Source organism: Desulfobotulus alkaliphilus (assembly GCF_007830435.1).
In the GTDB taxonomy this organism is placed as follows: domain Bacteria; phylum Desulfobacterota; class Desulfobacteria; order Desulfobacterales; family ASO4-4; genus Desulfobotulus; species Desulfobotulus alkaliphilus.
On sequence record NZ_VLLC01000046.1, the window covers coordinates 1 to 19,133 of the forward strand.

A 19,133-nucleotide genomic window follows, 5' to 3' on the forward strand; every position below is an offset into this window, starting at 1 on the left:
TGAGTGCCGGATTCGGGAGCCTCTTGCCCTGTGCGGAAGCGGCAAAAACTCCCCGCCACAGGCAGGATAAGCTTTTTGATTACCATGGCAGGCTTTAAGCACGCTGCCTTTGTGGCGGCTCAGACAGTTTGCCGCTTCTTATTGGCACTCCGGCACTCAAGCCTGAAAAAGCTTATTGCTTTTTATAGTAGGCTTTGGGTTTTTGGCTTGAGTGCCGGAATCCGAAACGATTGCAATGTCACTTTCAAATAGCCTCGGAGCCTTGCAACAGTACGAAGCTGCTGCAATTACAGCATTGGCAGTTCAAAATAAACGGTGCTGAATAATTGCATAAATTCTTGATTTTTTATATTGTTTGGAGTGTTGCTTAAATGAGGGATTGACCCCTTCGTCCGGATGACGTATAGATACCCGGTGTTTTTATGTGAAATCCAGCCTTTCGGGATGGGAAAATGGACGATGATCATCTGAAAAAATATCGGTCGAAACAGAGCTTTTCCGGAATGGCCCGTCTTTTTTCGAAGGATGAGGTCAAGGTTTTTTTCAAGAAGTTTGTTTATCTGGTCATGTTTATTGAGGTGGCTATTTTTATTGGATGCTGGATGTTTCAGCTGGGGCTTCTGGGGGAAGGACGGCTTGAGCATGGAACCCAGCCCTTTCCATGGAAAACCTATCTTCTTTTTGCTTTCCTTGCCCCCCTTGCCATGACCTTTCTTCTGGGTATTGTGGTGAGTGCGTTCAATCTTTTTCTTTTTGGCGAGGAATCCCTGAAGCCAAAGTCGGCTTCCGGTGAAAGCCCCGGATGGCTGCATACCCTTTTGCAGATCCCTTTTCTTTTTATGATGCTTTTTCTGGGGCTTGCGGCTGGGGCGCTGTACCGTATGGATGAGATTCTCTTTTTTCTGGATCACGCGGGTGCGGCCTTTCTGGATGTCTTCCGGGTGGTGGGCATCCTCCTTGTGATTTGTGGCACTGCAGCCGGGATTCTTTGGATGATCCTTGGTTACAGGCTTAAAATAAAGGCATTGGAATACCAGTATAAGGCCGAGGTCTTGCAATGTCTGCCGTCCGCAGAAGATCCTGCGGCGGGTGCTGTTCTGTTGCCTGAAGATTTTTCGGATCCATCCGCTGTGGCACCGCCGGCCCCAGGGAGGCAGCCGAAAGATGGTGTGAAAGGGAAACGACCAGCAGTCAGAAAAGTGAAAAAGGTCTTGAATGTATTATAATATGAAGGAGATATATCCATGACGTATGCTGTGGTTGCAACGGGCGGCAAGCAGTACAAGGTAGTTGAAGGGGAGACCCTGCGAGTTGAAAAAATTGCCGGAGAGGTTGGTGCCGAGATCGTGCTGGACTCTGTTCTGCTGGCCAGAATTGAGGATGCGCTGAAAATCGGTCAGCCCATCCTTGAAGGTGCAGCGGTTCACGCCACCATTGTGGAACAGGATAAATCTAAAAAGGTGCTGGTTTTCAAGTATAAGCGGAGAAAGCGTTACCGCAGGATGCAGGGCCATCGCCAGCCCTATACGGCATTGCGCATCAACCGCATTGAGGCCTGATCAATAATTTTGCGTGAATCTCTTTGAAGATGATAAGGAGTATGTCAGATGGCACATAAAAAGGCAGCCGGATCTACCCGGAACGGTCGTGACAGTAATCCCCAGTACCGGGGCGTGAAACGCTTTGGCGGTGAAGTGGTGAAGGCGGGCAGCATTATCGTTCGTCAGGTTGGAACAAAAGTGTATCCTGGTGAGAACGTGGGTATGGGCAAAGATTACACGCTGTTTGCCAAGGCAGACGGCAGGGTGACCTTTGAACGCTACGGTCGTGACCGGAAGAAAGTCAGCGTATACCAGGCGTGAAATTTGTAGATGAAGCAGAAATTACCGTTGAATCCGGCCACGGCGGTCGTGGCTGTGTAAGTTTTCGCAGGGAAAAGTTTATTCCCAAGGGAGGTCCCGATGGCGGGGACGGGGGAGACGGTGGTGATGTGATTCTGAAAGCGTCCGATGCCAAACGGACGCTTTACCGTTTCCGCCACAGGGAACACCATGCTGCGGAACGGGGACGGCCCGGAGAAGGGTCCAACTGTTCCGGCCGCAGGGGACAGGATCTGGTCCTTGAGGTTCCCACGGGTACGGTGGTCTGGAACAGTGAAACCGGTGAGCGGATCTGTGATCTGGATACCCCGGACAGCACCTTTCTCCTTGCCAGAGGCGGCAGGGGAGGGAAGGGGAACCGCCACTTCATGACCTCCACTCATCAGGCTCCCCGCTTTGCCCAGCCGGGTACGGAAGGGGAATACCTGTTTCTGCGCCTTGAATTGAAACTGATCGCAGATGTGGGGATCATCGGTTTTCCCAATGCCGGTAAAAGTACCCTGATACGGGCCATTTCCGCAGCAAAACCCAAGGTGGCGGACTATCCCTTCACCACCCTTGTGCCCAATCTCGGCGTTGTGAGCCCGCCCTGGGGAGAACCCTTTGTGGTGGCGGATATTCCGGGACTTATAGAGGGTGCCCATGAGGGGGTGGGGCTGGGACACCGCTTTCTGCGCCATGTGGAGAGAACCCGTATCCTTGTCCATGTGATTGATGCCATGGAAATGGCCCCGGAAAACCCCCTGCATGCTTTTGAAACCATAAATCGTGAGCTGAAGCTTTACAGTGAAAAGCTTGCCGGAAAGCCCCAGCTTGTGGTGCTCAATAAGATGGATATACCGGAGGCCCGGGAAAAGGCGCTGCGTTTCAAAGACCTTTTTTCTCCATACAGGGTTGTGGGGATTTCCGCAGCCACAGGGAAAAATCTGGATACCTTTCTTGAGCTTCTGACCCGAGAGATTAACAGCGAAGATGACGGATAGATCCCAATGCTTTGCAAAGGCCAGACGGGTGGTGGTCAAGGTGGGCAGCAATGTCCTTACCGCCTCCCGGGGCCTGAATGTTGACGTCCTGCGCTCCATCAGTCAGCAGATCCATGGGCTGATGGAGGGGGGGCGTGAAGTGATTCTGGTTTCTTCCGGTGCCATGGCTGCAGGAATGCGCCGCCTTGAGCTTGCCTCAAGGCCCGTTGAAATTCCTAAGCGTCAGGCCACGGCAGCCGTGGGTCAGGCAGGTCTGATCATGGAGTATGAGCAGGTTTTTGAAACCTTTGGCAAATCCGTGGCTCAGGTGCTTTTGACCCAGGAAGATCTTTCCAATCGCAGGCGTTTCCTCAACGCCAGAAATACCCTCAATACCCTCATCGACTGGGGGGTTCTGCCCATCATCAATGAAAATGATACCGTGGCCGTTGAAGAGATCAAATTCGGGGATAACGACAATCTTTCCGCAATGATCACCCTGCTCATGGATGCGGATATCCTGATCAACTTAACGGATATGGACGGGCTTTTCACAAAGGATCCCAGAACCAGCAGCGATGCCGAACTCATTCCCGAAGTCAGGTCCATTACAAAAAAAATAGAAGCACTGGCAGGCGATATCCCCGGTGCCCTTGGCACGGGCGGTATGGGAAGCAAACTGCGGGCTGCCAAAAAAACCATGGTGGCGGGTATTCCCATGGTGATTGCAAGGGGAACCCGGCCTGAGGTTTTAACGGATCTTTTTGCGGGTAAAGATCTGGGGACTTTTTTTGTTCCCGGCACCGTAAGGCTTCGGAGCAGAAAGTGCTGGATCGCCTTTAATCTCAAACCCAAGGGTCAGCTTGTGCTTGATAGCGGTGCTTCCGAGGCCGTGCTCAGGCGGGGGAAAAGCCTGCTGCCCGGCGGTATTGTGGGGGTTGAGGGTGAATTTTCCATGGGAGCGCCTGTGCGTCTGACGGATAGCAGAGGGCATGAGATCGGAGTGGGACTCTGCAATTATGCCTCCGCCGATGTGAGAAGAATCATGGGGCTTAAAACGGCACAGATCCGTGAGGCCTTGGGATACAAACCCTATGATGAGGTGGTGCACCGGGATAATCTGGCCATTACATCCGATGAAAAACAGCCCTGAAGGATGCTGGGGGTGAAGGATAGATCAATGGAAAAAATTATTCAGGACATGGCCCTTAAAGCCAGAAAAGCGTCCAGAAAGGTGGCGACAGCGGGAACGGCAGCCAAAAACCGTGCGCTGGCGCTTCTTTGTGAGTCTCTTGCAGCCGACAGGGAAATGATTCAGGCTGAAAACCAAAAGGATGTGGATGCCGCCAGAGAGCGTGGGCTTTCTGCGGCCATGGTGGACCGCCTGACCCTCTCGGATAAGGTCATGGACGCCATGATTCAGGGTGTCCGGGAAGTGGCGCTGCTGCCCGATCCCGTGGGAACCATGGGAGAAGTCCGTCTGCGGCCCAGTGGCATACGGGTGGGGAAAATGCGTATTCCTCTGGGTGTCATTGCCATGATCTATGAGTCAAGGCCCAATGTGACCGTGGATGCCGCAGCCCTTTGTCTGAAAGCCGGTAATGCCGTTATTCTCCGGGGTGGTTCCGAGGCCTTTTATTCCAATATGGCCCTTGCAAAAACGGTGCAGTCCGCCCTTGAAGGGGCGGGTCTTCCTGCCCATGCGGTTCAGGTGCTTCCCATGACGGACAGGGAGGCGCTGCCCTTTTTGCTTCAGCAGGAAGAACTCATTGACCTTGTCATTCCCCGTGGCGGTGAGGGGCTGATCCGTTTTGTTACGGAAAATTCCAGAATCCCTGTATTAAAACATTATAAAGGGGTATGTCACCTCTACGTGGATGTGGACGCGGATAAGGAAAAGGCACTGGCCATTTTAATGAACGCCAAGTGCCAGCGTCCCGGTGTGTGCAATGCCCTTGAGACCCTTCTAGTCCATGAAAAGGTTGCGGACTCCTTTCTGCCTCTGGCGGCGGAGGCCCTTGAAGGTGCAGGTGTTCTTCTGCGGGGCTGCCCGAGAACCTGCGCTTTGGTAAAAAATGCGGAGCCTGCAACGGATGCAGACTGGCCCTCGGAATATCTGGATCTCATCCTTTCTGTGAAGGTGGTGGATTCTTTAGATGATGCCATGGATCATATCAGCCTGTATAATTCCGGCCACACGGAAAGCATTATCACGGAAAACTGGAGCCGGGCCTGGCGCTTTATCCGGGAGGTGGATGCTTCGGCTGTGATGGTGAATGCTTCCACCCGGTTCAATGACGGCGGGGAGCTTGGGCTGGGTGCTGAAATCGGTATTTCAACATCCAAACTCCATGCCTATGGTCCCATGGGTCTGGTGGAGCTGACCACGGAAAAATTTGTGGTCTTCGGAGACGGGCAGGTCCGTGCCTGATGTCTGCGGCACGGGAGAAAACAGCCATATTCGGCGGAACCTTTAACCCGATCCATATGGGGCATCTTTGCCTTGCCCTTGAGGTGCTGGAAAAAGGAGATCTGGACCGTGTGCTTTTTGTCCCTGCGGGGGTGCCTCCATGGAAGTCTTCGAATAAGGATCTGGCCTCTGCTGAGGATCGTTTTCATATGGTTTCTCTGGCCCTTGAGGGGGAGACGGATCTGCTGGTAACGGATCTGGAACTCCGCCGTAAAGGGCCTTCCTATACTCTGGATACGGTCAGGATTCTTCAGCAGGAAAACCCGGATAAGGAGTTTTTTTTTCTTCTGGGCATGGATGCCATGGCAGGTATCCGGAGCTGGTATGGCTGGGAAGAACTGCTGGCTCTGGTTCCATTCAGGGTCATGACAAGGCCCGATACCCCGCCGGGTATTCTGGAAAGGGTTCTTCCGGAATACGGCTGTGAGGGAAACCGCTTTTTTTGTTCCGGCCGACCGGAAATCCGCAGGATTTCCGTCAGCCCTTTTACGGTGAGCGCAACGGAGATCCGCCGAAGGATTTCTGAAGGGCGCCCCGTCACCGGTTTGGTTCCGGATAAGGTTGCTGCCTATATCCGTGACCGAGGATTGTATACCCATGTATGAAGATAGTGAAAAAAGTCTGATTCCTTTTCTTGAAGCGGCCTGTGCCCGTAAGGCTGAAAATATCGTTGCCATGGATCTGGCAAACCTTGTCTCCTATGCCGACACCTTTCTTGTGATGAGCGTGAATTCCACCCGCCAGGCCAAGGCAGTGGCAGATCATATGCGGCGGAAGCTTAAAGAGGTCCAAATCAAACCTCTGGGCATTGATGGTGTGGAAGAGGGGCAATGGGTGCTGATGGATTACGGTGATGTGGTGGTTCACATTTTCCATGAGCCTGTACGCTCCTTTTATGATCTGGAAGGTCTTTGGGCGGATGCCCCGAGATTTGCCGGAGAGCTCATTGCCACCATGGCGCAAAAAGCACTGGAGTCACCGGATCCTGAGGCGGAAAAGGAAGTCTTCTGGGAGTGGGAGGATGACGAGGCGCCGGAGTGGGAGGATGAGGGGGAAGGGGATGTCTGATGTGAGGCCCTGCCTTCTGATGATCCTTGATGGATGGGGCCTTGCGGATGCCGGGCCGGGCAATGCTGTCCGTTCTTCCTGCACACCTGTGCTGGACAATCTGATGCGGGAGTTTCCGGTGACAAGCCTTGCCTGCAGCGGGCCTGACGTGGGGCTGCCCGAAGGCATCATGGGCAATTCCGAAGTGGGGCATCTGAATCTTGGGGCCGGCCGTATTGTTTATCAGGATCTTCTGCGCATCGACAGATCCATAGAGGATCAGACATTTTATGATAATCCTGTACTGATCGGGGCCATGGATGCGGTCAGGGAGAGAGGAGCCACCTGCCACTTCATGGGGCTTCTGTCCGACGGGGGGGTGCACTCCAGAATTTCCCATCTTAAAGCCCTCATTTCCATGGCGGAAAAAAGGGGGCTGCCTAAGGTTGCCCTGCATCCCATCCTTGATGGCAGAGATACGCCTCCCATGGCAGGGGCTGCTTATCTTAAAGATCTGATGGATTTCATAGCACCCATGGCGCAGGTTTCTGTTTCCACCCTCTGCGGCCGTTTTTATGCCATGGACAGGGATACCCGCTGGGAGCGTACCTGTCGTGCCTTTCATCTGTATACGGAAGGAGAGGGGCGTCTCCGGCAGGATCCCCTTGCCGCCCTTGAAGAGGCCTATGCCTCGGGGGTGACGGATGAGTTCCTTGAACCTGTGAAAATTGCGGGTTCACAGGAGGGGCTGATCCGTGAAGGGGATCTTGTGGTCTTTTTTAATTTCAGGGCAGATCGTGCCCGTCAGATCACCCGGGCCTTCACGGACAGAGGCTTTGACGCCTTTACCCGTAAAAGCATGCCTGAGGTGGACTGGGTATGCATGACCCGTTATGATGCCGCCTTTGATCTCAAGGTTGCCTTTGGTCCTCAGGTTCTGACGGATCTTCTGGCTGAGGTGGTCAGTGCGGCAGATTTTTCTCAGCTTCGCATTGCGGAGACGGAAAAATATGCCCATGTCACCTATTTTTTCAATGGGGGAGAAGAAAGGGCCTTTCCCGGAGAGGAAAGGGTGCTGGTCCCTTCACCGCGGGATGTGGAAACCTATGATGAAAAGCCAGAGATGAGTGCCGACCTTGTGGCGGATACTTTTCTGGAGAAATTTCATTCGGGCAGCTATGCTTTGATGGTTCTGAACTTTGCCAATATGGATATGGTGGGCCATACGGGAAAAATGGATGCCGCATGCAGGGCCTGTGAAGCCGTGGACCGGAATGTGGGCCGCATTGTGGAGATCATGCGTCAAAATAACGTCCCTGTGGTGATAACTGCGGATCACGGCAATGCCGAGCAGATGCAGGATGCTGCGGGAAAGATCCATACGGCCCATACCTGTAACCCCGTTCCCCTGCTGCTGGTGGATGAGAAACGGAAAAACTGTCAGCTTCTTCCGGGGCGTCTTGGGGATGTGGCGCCGACGGTGCTGGAGATCATGGGGCTTGGGATTCCCGCTGCCATGACAGGGGCAAGCCGTATCAGGCAGCCTGAGGCAAAGACAGCAGGGGCATAGAAGGAGTGCTGCATGGATACCCTTTGTGATTATGTAACAGGCAGGGAAGTTCCCAATGTGGGTGCTGAGGAAAACAGGCAGTTTGTGGAAAAATATCTGGTGAATACCAGGGGCTACCCCAAAGAGGCCATCGCCGTTGATTATCCCCTTGTCCTGAACCTTGATGGTGAGGTCTATGAAACGGAGCTGGATCTTGTTTTGTCCGTGGACGGGCTGCCCCTTGTGCTGATCAAATGTGCTGCCGCTTCTTTAGATTCCAGGGTCCGTGAGGCCGTGGCTGCGGCCCGCATCATGGTCCCCTCCCATCAGCTCCCCTTTGCAGCGGTTTCCGATGGTGTCACAGCCCTTGTGCATGATGGTATTACCGGTAAAAAAATTGGTGAAGGTCTTTCTTTTCTCCCTTCCTTTGATGATCTCATCTCATGGAAAAATACCAGAACACTGACGCCCCTTTCCGAAGACAGGAAGTTGCGGCAGGGCCTTGTTTTCCGCACCTATGATACCCTGAATGTGAATGTGCAGCGCCATGTGGGCTGAGGGTGTGGTGATGTAAAAAAAAATCTGATTACTACCCTGACTCAGCCACAGCCTGCTGGTCCGGTTGTTGTCAGGCCCATGGCCTGCCCCTACGAATGGATTTTACGGCCCTGTTTTGTGTAGGGGCACCCTTTACGGGTGCCCGCTAACATGCGTAAAATCTGATCTTATAATTTCCATGATTAAGGTTTATATGGCTGAAAGACAGTGGTAATCAGAAAAAAAAATATCTGCCCAGAAATAAAGGGGCCGTTTCCCATCTGGGATGCGGCCCTTCATGTTTTTCAGCACCTTGTATTCTAAAAAAAATCAGGAATTCTTATACAACAGGGTCAACATCCTTGCCGCAGTGCTTGCAGGTGTTGGCCCTTCTTTTAATAATTTCCATGCAGAAGGGGCATTCCCTTGTAAAGCAGCGTTTGTGTATTTTGTCTATGGCTTCCTGAAGGGCTTCTTTCATTTTTTCATTGTAGGGAGAGATGTTCCGCATGGGCTCAACGGCTTCATGGGTGTCGCATATATCTCCAAGCATTTCTATGGCCTTAAACCGCACCCGCACGGGTTCATTGTGGTCCGAAAGCATGGATACAATCTTAATGATGTCCTGATTCACATAACAGTCCGCCAGAATGGAAAAGCCTGTTTTTATAGCCTCTTTCAGTTGTTCCTGTTCATTCAGGGAATCCTGTGTGATCAGGCCTTCGGTCCCCCCCTCCCGTCCGAAAACGGTCATGAGTTCAAAGCGCTCCTCAAAGGGATAGCGCAGACAGCGGTAGGAGGATTTATGGCCGAAATTGGCCTCAATTTCCCCCCAGCCTTCGGTAAATGCAGGGCAGAGGTCATTAAAACATACATAGACATAGGGGGAGCCCCACCCAAGGCCGTCACTGAAGGTGTAGGGCGGTACTTCCCATATGTTCATTTCTTTTCCGCAGTGGGGGCAGAGGGGTTTGGTCTGTTCCATCATCTGCGCTAGAAATTCTTCTCTGGTTTCCATGGATATCCTTCTTTCTTGCTGGTTTTGATGGCCTGAATGCACCATCATAAATTATGCTCCATAATAGGGCGCATTTTTTATCTGTCAATTGAATACCCCATATGGACGCTTCCGCCATGGCTTTCAGGCCGGATGTGCAGGTGTGGAATGTGTGGCTGCTGATGGCGCTTCGGTGTTGTTGGTTTCTTGACGCTCGTCGGGAAAACGACACCCCGGCAAGGGTTTGAAAGCGGCTTTTTTATCTGTAATGGTCTTTAATCCGGTGTTTTTTTGTGTGGCACTGCATTTGCATTAAGAAAACTTCAAGTTTGCTTTGTTGACCATTGCACCATAAGGAGGCCCTATGAAAATCCATCCCGTTTCCCAGATGACACTGAAAAACAGCATGAATGCCATAGGGCGGATGCTGGGGTGGGTTCAGAATAAAGATTACCGTCTTTTGAATGAGCATCTGCTGGCCATGCAGGAAAAGGAGGATCTGGACGGTCTGCTGGCCGAAGTATCCCACTGCCTTTCGGAGATGTTGAATTACCGCCTCTTTGCCTTTGTCATACGGGATGAAACCGGGGTGGATGTATGGATTGACCCCACCATGTTCCGGGATGCCTTTTCCCGCATTGTGTCAGATGATCTCGGACTGGAAGATGGGGTGGATATCCGCTTTATGGGGAACATTGAAGAAACCGTGGAGCAGAGGCTGATTTCCAGAGAGGATCTGGAGGTACGGAGCTTTAAAGAATCCAGTTTCACTGCCCACCTTTACCTTGCCACGGGCCGCAGAATGCTTGCCCACCACAATGATATTCTGGAAAGCCTCCTTGCCGGTCTGAGGGTTTCTTTGATCAACCATGTCCGCATCCGCAGTCTGCAGGGAGCCGTTTCCGAAGATGCCCTGACAGGATGCTATAATCGCAGGGAATTTGATCGTCAGCTGGAACGACATCTGGCAGCAGTGAAGCGGCATGGGAAGGATTTTGCTCTGGTTTTCTTTGATCTTGATCATTTCAAGGCCGTCAATGACAGCTATGGCCACCTTGCAGGAGACGCCGTATTAAGAAGCGTTGCACTGGAGGTACGGCGCAAAATCCGGGCAGGAGATCTGCTCTGCCGCTATGGGGGTGAAGAGTTTGCCCTTCTTCTTCCTGAAACGAACGGAGAAAAGGCTGCAGATCTGGCAGAACGCCTGCGCCTTGCCATTGAAGGGCTTCGGGTTGAGGCAGGAGAGGCGCTTGGGCTGCAGGTCACGGCCAGCTTTGGTGTGGCCGAGGCGGATGCCTCCATGGACAGTCAGGATATGGTGGCACAGGCAGATGCCATGCTTTACCGGGCCAAAAATCAGGGCCGCAATGGTGTTGCCTTTTAGGCCATCAGGTTTTGTCCGCAAGCTTATGATGTGATTGGGTAACGCCTTTCTCCTTTGGGGAAGGCGTTTTTATTTTGGGTGGCGGACTTGCAATTTCAGCGTAAAAATATTTTAATGATATATATTTTTGATTCAGAATCCGGTTTTTGAAAAGACCGGATTCCCATCCTTTCATTAATTTTTTGTTTTTGATATTTCTAAAAAACCTTTTTTGTGTCTGTCGAATATTGTCCATATTCTGTTACGGGGTTTGCCTTGAAAAATCAGGTTCTGGATTTCCGGGTCTCCCGCCACCTATTCATGGGGCATCATGTCTGGTATTCCTACGTTTGATCTGAGTGACAGAGATTTTAGTTTTTTCAGCCGTCTTGTGTATGAAAAGTGCGGGATTTCTCTGCATGAGGGCAAAAAAGAACTGGTCCGGTCCCGTCTTTCCAAGCGTCTCAGAGAACTGAACTTTGCTGGTTTTTCCCAGTATCTCAAATATCTTCAGTCACCGGATGGTGGCGATGAGCTGGTGCTGATGCTGGATGCCATTTCCACCAATCTCACCAGTTTTTTTCGGGAAAAACGCCATTTTGATTTTCTTGAAAAAGAGGCGCTGGACAGTATGACAGCCCAGATGAAGCGGGAGAACCGACGGGAGATCAATATCTGGAGTGCGGGTTGCTCCACAGGAGAAGAACCCTATACCCTTGGGATCTGTCTTTCTGAAGCCTTAGGTTCTTCCACCGCTTTCAAGGTAAAGATTCTGGCGACGGATTTATCCACCCGTGTTCTGGATACGGCCCAGTCCGGTATCTATCCCAAGGCAAGGGTTGCAGGACTCCCCCAGGATCTTCTCCGCCGTTATTTTCTCAAGGGCAGGGGAAAAATGCAGGGGCAGGTCCGGGTGATTCCGGAAATCCGAAGCATGGTTACTTTCCGTCGTTTTAATCTCATGGATCCGCTTCCTTCAGGCCTTCGTTTTGATGTCATATTCTGTCGCAATGTGATGATTTATTTTGATAAACCTACTCAGGAAGTCCTTGTGGGAAAATTTCATCAGTCACTGAGGCAGGGGGGGTATCTTTTTATTGGTCATTCCGAAAGTCTGATGGGGATAGAACATCGTTTCCGCTATGTCCAACCGACCATTTACCTTAAGAGCTGAGTCTTTTTAAGGGAGGTTTTTTTATGGAAAAGACGGTATCTGATGTCCAGACCGTTCTTGATGAAGTGGCCCTGAAGGTTGTCATGCTTGAGGCCGATGATATTCCGGCGCTGGGTATGCTGCTTTCGGATCTGGATCGTCTGGACGCATCCGTGGCGGCTTCGGATCTGCCGGAGGCTGCGGGTCAGCTTCTTTCGGGTGTACGGATTTTTACGGAACGTCTGATTCTTGGTGAGGTTGCGGATACCGGTCCACTGGAAAACGGCATTACCCTTCTGCAGGAAATGGACAGGGCCTCTAGCCGCGGCCTTGACTGGGACAAAGACCTTTCATCTTTTTTTATTGAACTGAGGGGAAGCCTGCCTTCGGATCAGCCACAGCCCGCAGCAACGGTAAGCAGGGAAAGTGTTTTGTCTGCGGATGCTGAAAGTAAGGTTGCCTGTGGTGAAAGAATTTTTAAGGATCAGGATCTTGAAATTCTTGCAGATTTTGTGGTGGAATCCCTTGAGAGTCTTGAAAACATTGAGGTGCGTCTGATTGATCTGGAGGAAGACCCTGCGGATGTGAAAATACTCAATGATATTTTCAGGCCCTTTCATACCATCAAGGGCGTTGCTGGTTTTCTGGATCTTTTTGAAATCAACCGCCTTGCCCATAGTACGGAAAATCTTCTGGACAATGCAAGGGCGGGAAAGACGGGGCTCAGTCAGGAGTTCATTGACCTTATTTTGAGTTCCGTGGATACCCTGAGGGCTCTGATAGGCTGTGTGCGAAGCTGTCTCAGCAATGGCGGCAGCATGGAGGCCTGTGATGTGGATATTCAGCCTCTCATGGAGCGGATGGAGCAGTATAAGGAAAGTCCGGTATCCGGCAGGCTGGGAGAAATCCTTGTAAAAAGGGGGTTTGTTGATGAACAGGCCGTAGAAGAGGGGTTGAAAAAACAGAAAATCCAGGGAAAACCTCTGGGCGAAATTCTGATATCAGAAAAAAAAGTCACCCCTAAAGATGTGGTTTCGGCCCTCAGGGATCAGAAACGGGGAAGACAGAACGGCAATGGCAAGGGAGCCACGCTGCAGGTAAAGGTGGATACGGCCAAGCTCGATAATCTTGTGGACCTCACGGGTGAACTGGTGATTGCCCAGGCCATGCTGCGGCAACAGGCCCTGAATCAGGCCAGGGATTTTTCCCAGAACATGGGACGCCTTGGACAGATTGTTTCGGATATCCAGCGTCTGGCCATGGGGATGCGCATGGTACAGATCGGTAACACCTTTCAGAAGATGCACCGACTCGTCCGGGAGCTTTCAAGGGCGGGAGGAAAACTGGTTGCCCTTGAAATGTCCGGTCAGGATACGGAAATTGACCGCAATGTTGTGGAAACCCTCTATGAACCCATGGTTCATATGATCCGCAATGCCGTGGATCATGGACTGGAAAGGCCTGAAGAAAGGCGTGCTGCGGGAAAGCCGGAAAAGGGTACGATTCTTTTGAAAGCCTACCATAAGGGTGGCAGTATTGTGCTTGAGATGTCCGATGACGGCCGGGGGCTGGATGCGGAAAAGATTTATGCCAAGGGTGTTGAGCGGGGAATCATAGCCGCGGATGCCCATCTTACAAAGCAGGAGATTTTTGAGCTGATCTTCCATCCCGGCTTTTCCACGGCCGCCGCCATTACCGATGTTTCCGGCAGGGGGGTGGGGATGGATGTGGTGAAAAGGGTGCTGGAAACCCTGCGGGGGCGTCTGGATATCCATTCAGAACCCAAAAAGGGGACGACCTTTGTCATGGCCCTTCCCCTGACCATGGCCATCATTGACGGGATGCTGGTCCGGGTGGGAAGGGAGCGTTATATTATACCGACCATTGCCATTTTAGAATCCTTCCGTCCGGCAAAAAAAGATATCTTCACCGTAGCCAGCCATGGCGAGATGGTCATGGTACGTGGCTCTCTGGTACCGCTGATCCGCCTTGGTCAGGTTTGCGGTGTGACAGAAGACAGAACGCAGCCATGGGAAGCGCTGGTGGTGGTTGTGGAAAACAAAGAGCGCAGGAGGGCTTTGCTCCTGGATGAGCTTTTGAGTAAAGAGGAATTTGTTATCAAAAGCATGGGAGAAACTTTCTGCAGGCTTGGTTTCCTTGCGGGTGCTGCAATTTTGGGGGACGGATGCGTCGGTTTGATTCTGGATATGGCAGGTCTTTTTGATATGACGGAAACTCTGGAGCCGGCAGGGGTGAAGGGGCGGAATTCAGAAATGATGACCGAAGGGCAAGAGGAGGGCCGGTGAGAGTGATTGTTGGCGTTTCCGATATGAAGGTCAGCGCAAATCCGGGCGAAGAACTGGTGACCTATTCTCTGGGTTCCTGTATTGGCATTGTTATTTATGATCCGGTGGTCAAGGTCGGGGGAATTCTCCATTATATGTTGCCGGAATCTTCCCTTGATCCTGAAAAAGCCGGAAAGAATCCCTATATGTTTGCGGATACAGGAATTCCAGCGCTTTTCAAGGCCAGTTATGCCTTAGGGGCAAAAAAACAGCGCATGAAGGTTGTCATTGCGGGAGGTGCTCAGATTCTCGATCAGCAGGGTTTTTTCAATATCGGGAAAAGAAACCATATGGCAGTGAAAAAAATGTTTTTCCGCAATAATGTCATTGCAAACCATGAGGATGTGGGAGGCAATGTGAACCGTACTGTCCGGCTGAAAATTGTCTCAGGGGACATTCACATCAAAGTGGGCGGAGAAGGGGAGAAAAAGCTATGAGCGCTGTTTCGGAACTGATCCGTGAAATCGACGGTTTAAAGCCCATGCCCCAGATTGCCCAGCAGGTGCTGGCGCTGGCGGAAGACCCCATGGCGGATACGCAGAAAATTGCCGAACTGATCCGTTTTGATCCCTATATTACCGCAGACCTTCTGAAGATGTGCAATTCTGCATACTTTGCAAGAAGCCGTACCATTGATTCCGTGCATGATGCCATCAATATTCTGGGGATGGACCGCATCGTGGATCTTGTGGTGATGAAATGTGGGGCAGGTAATTTTTCAGGGGAACAGAGAGGCTATGGTCTGGATGAGGGGGCTTTGTGGAAAAAGGCCGTAAGCTGTGCCATCATTGCAAGGGATCTGGCCATCCGTGTGGGCCTTGCAGACCGGCATCTTGTTTTTACGGCGGGTCTTCTCAGGGATATCGGCAAGGTGATACTCAGCCGTTTTGTGGGGGATCGGTTTGAGCGTATACAGCATCTGGTGGCTGTGGAAAATTACAGTTTCCGGGAGGCGGAAAAGAAAATTCTTGGCGTGGATCAGTCGGAGCTTTCCGGTATTGTTGCGAAAAAGTGGGGATTCAGTCCCCGCCTGCAGACCCTGATCCGGAACTCCCACATGCCCGAAGGTGCGGGTTTTTCCGATCATGCTGTTAATGTGGTTTATGTGGCAGATCAGGTCTGTATCATGCTGGGTATCGGTGTGGGTCTGGATGGGCTGGCCTACCGCTTCCACAGGGAAGCTTTAAAGGCTCTGGGGCTTGGGGCAAGGGATCTTCAGGAAATTATTGCCGGTTTCGGAGATAAGATCCGGGAAGTGGAAGATCTGATCGGATCTTTTTGACAGAGGTCACAAGGGGGATATTCATGGCTTATAAAATGCTGGTGGTGGATGATTCCCAGCCCATGCGTTCCGTAATCAAAAAAACAATCCGTGCTGCAGGGTATGGGGATGCGGATTTTCTGGAAGCTTCCAATGGAAGGGAGGCTTTGGCTGTGGTGGGAGAAAGCTGGCTGGACCTTGTGGTTACGGATTACAACATGCCGGATATGAATGGCATGGAAATGATAGAAGAATTTAAAAAGGATGCTGTTCTGGCAGGAATCCCTGTGCTGGTAGTAACAACGGAGGGAAGTCTTGAGAAAGTGGAGGCTTTTTTGCAGATGGGCGCTGCGGGTTATATTAAAAAGCCTTTCAGTCCGGAACAGATAAGGGAGAAAATCGTCGCCATACTAGGAGAGCCCCATGGAACAGAATCTGAAGAAGGCGATGCAGAACTCGATTTCTGAGGTGCTTGGCACCATGTTCTACATGCCCCTTGAATTTGATCCGGACGAAACCCTTTCGGGCAGCAGGCTTCTGTCGCTGCCGGATATTCAGGCATCCATCCTCTGTTTTGACGGTCCTTTCAGCGGCTGCCTTGTCATGCTTGTTCCCGGAGAGCTTTTGGCCCTGATGACGGCGGATTTTATGGGAGAGAGGGAAGTCAGCGCCATGGATATGGAAGGGACCCTCAAGGAAATCACCAATATGGTGGCGGGTAATACCTTCAGCAATTATGACTGTCATATGGAATTCTGTCTCGGAATTCCTGAAATTATTGATGCGGCGAATGGCAGCCATGGGGTTTTCAGCCGGAAGGGTATTTTTTTAATGGTAGAGTCCGTGGATGGCCCCCTTGGGGTATGGATGGGTCTTGGTGCCTGAAGATCCGGAGAGAATACGGAAGGAAATTCTATGGGAGCAGGTAATATCCGGGTTCTGGTCGTTGATGATTCGGCCATAGTGCGCAAGGTTTTTACGGAGGAGCTGTCCAGGGAACCGGGCATAGAGGTGGTGGGTACGGCACCGGACCCCTATGTTGCCAGAGACAAGATTGTGCATCTTAAACCCGATGTTGTTACACTGGATATTGAAATGCCCCGCATGGACGGGCTTACTTTTTTGCGTAAGCTCATGCGCTATTATCCTTTACCTGTGATTATTGTCAGCTCGCTTACATCCAAGGGGAGTGAACTGGCCCTGGAAGCCTTGGCCATAGGCGCTCTGGAGGTAATATCCAAGCCGACTTCCGCCTATTCCGTTGGGGATATGAGCGTGCAGCTGGCGGCAAAAATCCGGGCGGTTGCCGGTGTGCGGGTGGACAGGAGGCAGGATGTGCAGGAAGCCCCTGTGAAGCGGGGCGGGGTGGAACCCGTAAGGGCATTGCGTGTGACCACCCATAAAATCATCGCCATGGGTGCTTCCACCGGCGGCACCGAAGCCCTGCGGGAGGTTTTGACAAGGATGCCGGTAAATGCTCCGGGGATTCTTGTTGTGCAGCATATGCCCGCCCGTTTTACAACGGCTTTTGCCGCCCGTCTCAATGACCTTTGTGCCATGTCCGTCAAGGAAGCCGAAGATGGTGATCCCGTGACTCCGGGGCAGGTACTCATTGCGCCGGGCAACTTTCATATGCTTTTACGCCGCAGCGGTGCCCGCTATTATGTACAGGTAAAAACGGGACCCCTTGTGCACCATCAGCGGCCTGCGGCGGATGTCCTTTTTGATTCTGTGGCAAATTATGCCGGAGCCAATGCCCTTGGGATTATTCTGACGGGCATGGGGGCCGATGGGGCCATGGGGTTGAAAAAAATGCTGGATGCCGGAGCAAGGACCATTGCCCAGGATGAAAGGACATCCGTTGTTTTTGGTATGCCCAAGGAAGCCATACGAATTGGTGCAGCAGAGCACGTGCTTGCCCTGGACCGTATTGCGGAGAAAGCCCTGTCCTTATTATAAGGTGTTCTGCCGCAGGTCTGGCTTTAAACTGGCCTGATTGTTTATTCGTCTTTTTGATCTTTTATTTGAGAGGGGTTCTATGAAGGTGGTTTTCAGGAGTCTTTTTTTTGCTTTGATTGTTTGCGTTTCTTTTTTTCCCCTGTTTGCCTTTGGCGGGGCATCTTCAGAAGAAACTGTCTCTTTAAATGTGGAAAATCTGAAAAAAAGCATTGCCCAGCGTACGGTGCTTTCATGGGGGCAGAAGGATGAGCGGTTTCAGAGTTTTAGCCCGGACCGGGTACGGGTGGATCAGCAGATTCCCATCAAGTTTAAAGAAAATGTTCTGTTTGCCGTGAAGGTGGCCCTGATATTGCCGCCACCTGATAACAGGGAAGAAGTCCTTCTTCTCGTGGTCGATGCTGAAGGCCAGATGCAGTTTACGGACATTCAGGATCTGTCTTCGGGCCGCAGCCTGTTTGAAGAGCCCATGGCTCTTCTTCGGCGCATAGAAAAGCTCCCTGCGGATTTTGGAAAGCCGCTTTTTCAGGGGAGCGGAGTGAATGAGGTTGTCGTTGTTTCAGATCCTTTTTGTCCCTATTGCCGACAGGGGTGGACGTTCTTGAAAAAAGAGAGGGAAAGGATGCAAAGCCTGCGTCTGGTCCATTTCCCTTTGAACCGGATTTCAGAGCTTGTCTGCATGGCCCTTGCAGATGCCGAGGCCAGAAATTTTAAAGTGCTTGAGATAACAGATTTTGTTTACGAAGAACTTCGTTTTATTCAGGATCCCAAGGCCATCCTGAATCAGTTTATGACGGCTTTCCCTGAGCTGAAAAAAAACTGGGGGGAAGATGCCGATACGGCATTGGCTCATCTGGAGTCAAAATATGCGGACAAGGTAAGAAAGGAAAGGATGGATGCCCAGGCGCTGGGTATTCAGTCTACGCCTGTTTTTTTTGTTAATGGCTATATGGTTGAAGGTTTCAGGGCGGATAAGCTGGGCGAGCTGCTGAAATAAAAAAAGGTTCCTTCCCTCGCCACAGGGCGCATTCTTGTCCATAGGTATCAGGTTGGGGGAGTCGCAGAATATCCTTGTGGGGGCAGGCCCCTGTGCCTGCCCTTTTTTCTCTGGGAGAAGGCGGAGGGATTGGGCTGGCTGGGAATATATTTCATCCCGGAAGGAGTCTTAAACCTCCTGTCTGTAGGGAAACTGTAAATCATGATTCTTTTTTTGATCAATAAGTTCTTTTTTTATAAAGGGTTATAAAAAAAATAAAAAAGCTTGAAAAAAGTCGTTGACAGGGAGGGTCTAAATCGATAGTTTGCGCCTCGTTGCTCACGGAGCGGCGGATCGCAAAAGTCGATCTTTGAAAATCAGATAGTGAAAGATAAAGTAACATGCCCTGAGTATCCCGCCTTTTTAAGGTGGGGGTAGTACCAGAGATTCAACGGAGAGTTTGATCCTGGCTCAGAATGAACGCTGGCGGCGTGCTTAACACATGCAAGTCGAACGAGAAAGTTCCCTTCGGGGGACAAGTAAAGTGGCGCACGGGTGAGTAACGCGTGGATAATCTGCCCTTGAATTCGGAATAACATCGCGAAAGCGGTGCTAATACCGGATGATGTTGTATTTT

General features: G+C 51.4%; 20 protein-coding genes and 1 rRNA gene. 20 read left to right on the forward strand and 1 reads right to left on the reverse strand.

Going from position 1 to position 19,133, the window contains the following annotated elements; genetic code table 11:
- Window positions 1-452: 452 nt before the first annotated feature.
- Genes LZ24_RS15745 through LZ24_RS15790 form a run of 10 tightly spaced genes read left to right on the forward strand, consistent with a single transcriptional unit; the run spans window position 453 to window position 8,466 of the window.
- Window positions 453-1,226 carry a hypothetical protein gene (locus tag LZ24_RS15745; RefSeq protein ID WP_144686679.1) on the forward strand — a complete coding sequence of 258 codons (774 nt, stop codon included), beginning with the start codon at window positions 453-455 and terminating at the stop codon, window positions 1,224-1,226.
- A gap of 18 nt (window positions 1,227-1,244) precedes the next feature.
- Window positions 1,245-1,559, forward strand: coding sequence for a 50S ribosomal protein L21 (rplU, locus tag LZ24_RS15750; protein ID WP_144686680.1), 315 nt, complete (start codon window positions 1,245-1,247; stop codon window positions 1,557-1,559).
- 48 nt (window positions 1,560-1,607) lie between these two features.
- Complete coding sequence (gene rpmA / locus LZ24_RS15755; protein WP_144686681.1) at window positions 1,608-1,862, forward strand: 50S ribosomal protein L27; 255 nt, start codon at window positions 1,608-1,610, stop codon at window positions 1,860-1,862.
- Complete coding sequence (gene obgE / locus LZ24_RS15760) at window positions 1,859-2,863, forward strand: GTPase ObgE (RefSeq protein WP_144686682.1); 1,005 nt, start codon at window positions 1,859-1,861, stop codon at window positions 2,861-2,863. Before rpmA ends, obgE begins: the two co-directional genes overlap by 4 nt.
- Entirely contained in the window at window positions 2,853-3,995 is a 1,143-nt protein-coding gene (gene proB / locus LZ24_RS15765) for a glutamate 5-kinase (protein WP_144686683.1), read from the forward strand. Before obgE ends, proB begins: the two co-directional genes overlap by 11 nt.
- Window positions 3,996-4,022: 27 nt before the next feature.
- Entirely contained in the window at window positions 4,023-5,273 is a 1,251-nt protein-coding gene (locus tag LZ24_RS15770) for a glutamate-5-semialdehyde dehydrogenase (RefSeq protein WP_246118621.1), read from the forward strand.
- Window positions 5,273-5,917 carry a nicotinate-nucleotide adenylyltransferase gene (gene nadD / locus LZ24_RS15775; RefSeq protein WP_144686685.1) on the forward strand — a complete coding sequence of 215 codons (645 nt, stop codon included), beginning with the start codon at window positions 5,273-5,275 and terminating at the stop codon, window positions 5,915-5,917. The genes LZ24_RS15770 and nadD overlap by 1 nt, the downstream gene beginning before the upstream one ends.
- Entirely contained in the window at window positions 5,910-6,380 is a 471-nt protein-coding gene (gene rsfS, locus LZ24_RS15780; RefSeq protein WP_144686686.1) for a ribosome silencing factor, read from the forward strand. Before nadD ends, rsfS begins: the two co-directional genes overlap by 8 nt.
- Window positions 6,373-7,929, forward strand: a complete 1,557-nt coding sequence (gene gpmI / locus LZ24_RS15785) for a 2,3-bisphosphoglycerate-independent phosphoglycerate mutase (RefSeq protein ID WP_144686687.1) — start codon at window positions 6,373-6,375, stop codon at window positions 7,927-7,929. Before rsfS ends, gpmI begins: the two co-directional genes overlap by 8 nt.
- Before the next feature lie 12 nt (window positions 7,930-7,941).
- The gene (locus LZ24_RS15790) at window positions 7,942-8,466 is read left to right on the forward strand and encodes a type I restriction enzyme HsdR N-terminal domain-containing protein (protein WP_144686688.1); all 525 of its coding nucleotides are present in this window, start codon (window positions 7,942-7,944) and stop codon (window positions 8,464-8,466) included.
- Between the two features lie 319 nt (window positions 8,467-8,785).
- Here LZ24_RS15790 and LZ24_RS15795 read toward each other — a convergent pair whose 3' ends face one another.
- Complete coding sequence (locus tag LZ24_RS15795) at window positions 8,786-9,463, reverse strand: zinc ribbon domain-containing protein (protein WP_246118622.1); 678 nt, start codon at window positions 9,461-9,463, stop codon at window positions 8,786-8,788.
- A 343-nt stretch (window positions 9,464-9,806) separates the two neighbouring features.
- On the opposite strand from LZ24_RS15795, the gene LZ24_RS15800 reads away from it, so the two are divergent.
- The 10 genes from LZ24_RS15800 to LZ24_RS15845 all read left to right on the forward strand — a co-directional run.
- A complete protein-coding gene (locus LZ24_RS15800; RefSeq protein ID WP_144686689.1) occupies window positions 9,807-10,826 on the forward strand; it encodes a GGDEF domain-containing protein in 1,020 nt (339 codons plus the stop codon).
- Window positions 10,827-11,136: 310 nt separating this feature from the next.
- Window positions 11,137-11,979: a CheR family methyltransferase gene (locus LZ24_RS15805; RefSeq protein WP_144686690.1), complete on the forward strand. Its 843-nt coding sequence runs from the start codon at window positions 11,137-11,139 to the stop codon at window positions 11,977-11,979.
- 23 nt (window positions 11,980-12,002) lie between these two features.
- Window positions 12,003-14,264: a chemotaxis protein CheA gene (locus tag LZ24_RS15810; RefSeq protein ID WP_144686691.1), complete on the forward strand. Its 2,262-nt coding sequence runs from the start codon at window positions 12,003-12,005 to the stop codon at window positions 14,262-14,264.
- The gene (locus LZ24_RS15815) at window positions 14,261-14,740 is read left to right on the forward strand and encodes a chemotaxis protein CheD (RefSeq protein WP_144686692.1); all 480 of its coding nucleotides are present in this window, start codon (window positions 14,261-14,263) and stop codon (window positions 14,738-14,740) included. Before LZ24_RS15810 ends, LZ24_RS15815 begins: the two co-directional genes overlap by 4 nt.
- The gene (locus LZ24_RS15820) at window positions 14,737-15,585 is read left to right on the forward strand and encodes an HDOD domain-containing protein (protein ID WP_144686693.1); all 849 of its coding nucleotides are present in this window, start codon (window positions 14,737-14,739) and stop codon (window positions 15,583-15,585) included. The genes LZ24_RS15815 and LZ24_RS15820 overlap by 4 nt, the downstream gene beginning before the upstream one ends.
- Window positions 15,586-15,608: 23 nt before the next feature.
- Window positions 15,609-16,031 (forward strand): response regulator, encoded by a 423-nt coding sequence (locus tag LZ24_RS15825; protein WP_144686694.1) that lies wholly within the window; start codon window positions 15,609-15,611, stop codon window positions 16,029-16,031.
- Entirely contained in the window at window positions 15,988-16,449 is a 462-nt protein-coding gene (locus LZ24_RS15830) for a chemotaxis protein CheX (RefSeq protein ID WP_144686695.1), read from the forward strand. The genes LZ24_RS15825 and LZ24_RS15830 overlap by 44 nt, the downstream gene beginning before the upstream one ends.
- A 30-nt stretch (window positions 16,450-16,479) precedes the next feature.
- Complete coding sequence (locus LZ24_RS15835; RefSeq protein WP_144686696.1) at window positions 16,480-17,523, forward strand: protein-glutamate methylesterase/protein-glutamine glutaminase; 1,044 nt, start codon at window positions 16,480-16,482, stop codon at window positions 17,521-17,523.
- A gap of 79 nt (window positions 17,524-17,602) precedes the next feature.
- Window positions 17,603-18,517 (forward strand): DsbA family protein, encoded by a 915-nt coding sequence (locus tag LZ24_RS15840; protein WP_144686697.1) that lies wholly within the window; start codon window positions 17,603-17,605, stop codon window positions 18,515-18,517.
- Window positions 18,518-18,944: 427 nt separating this feature from the next.
- Window positions 18,945-19,133, forward strand: a 16S ribosomal RNA gene (locus LZ24_RS15845); the annotation flags it as partial.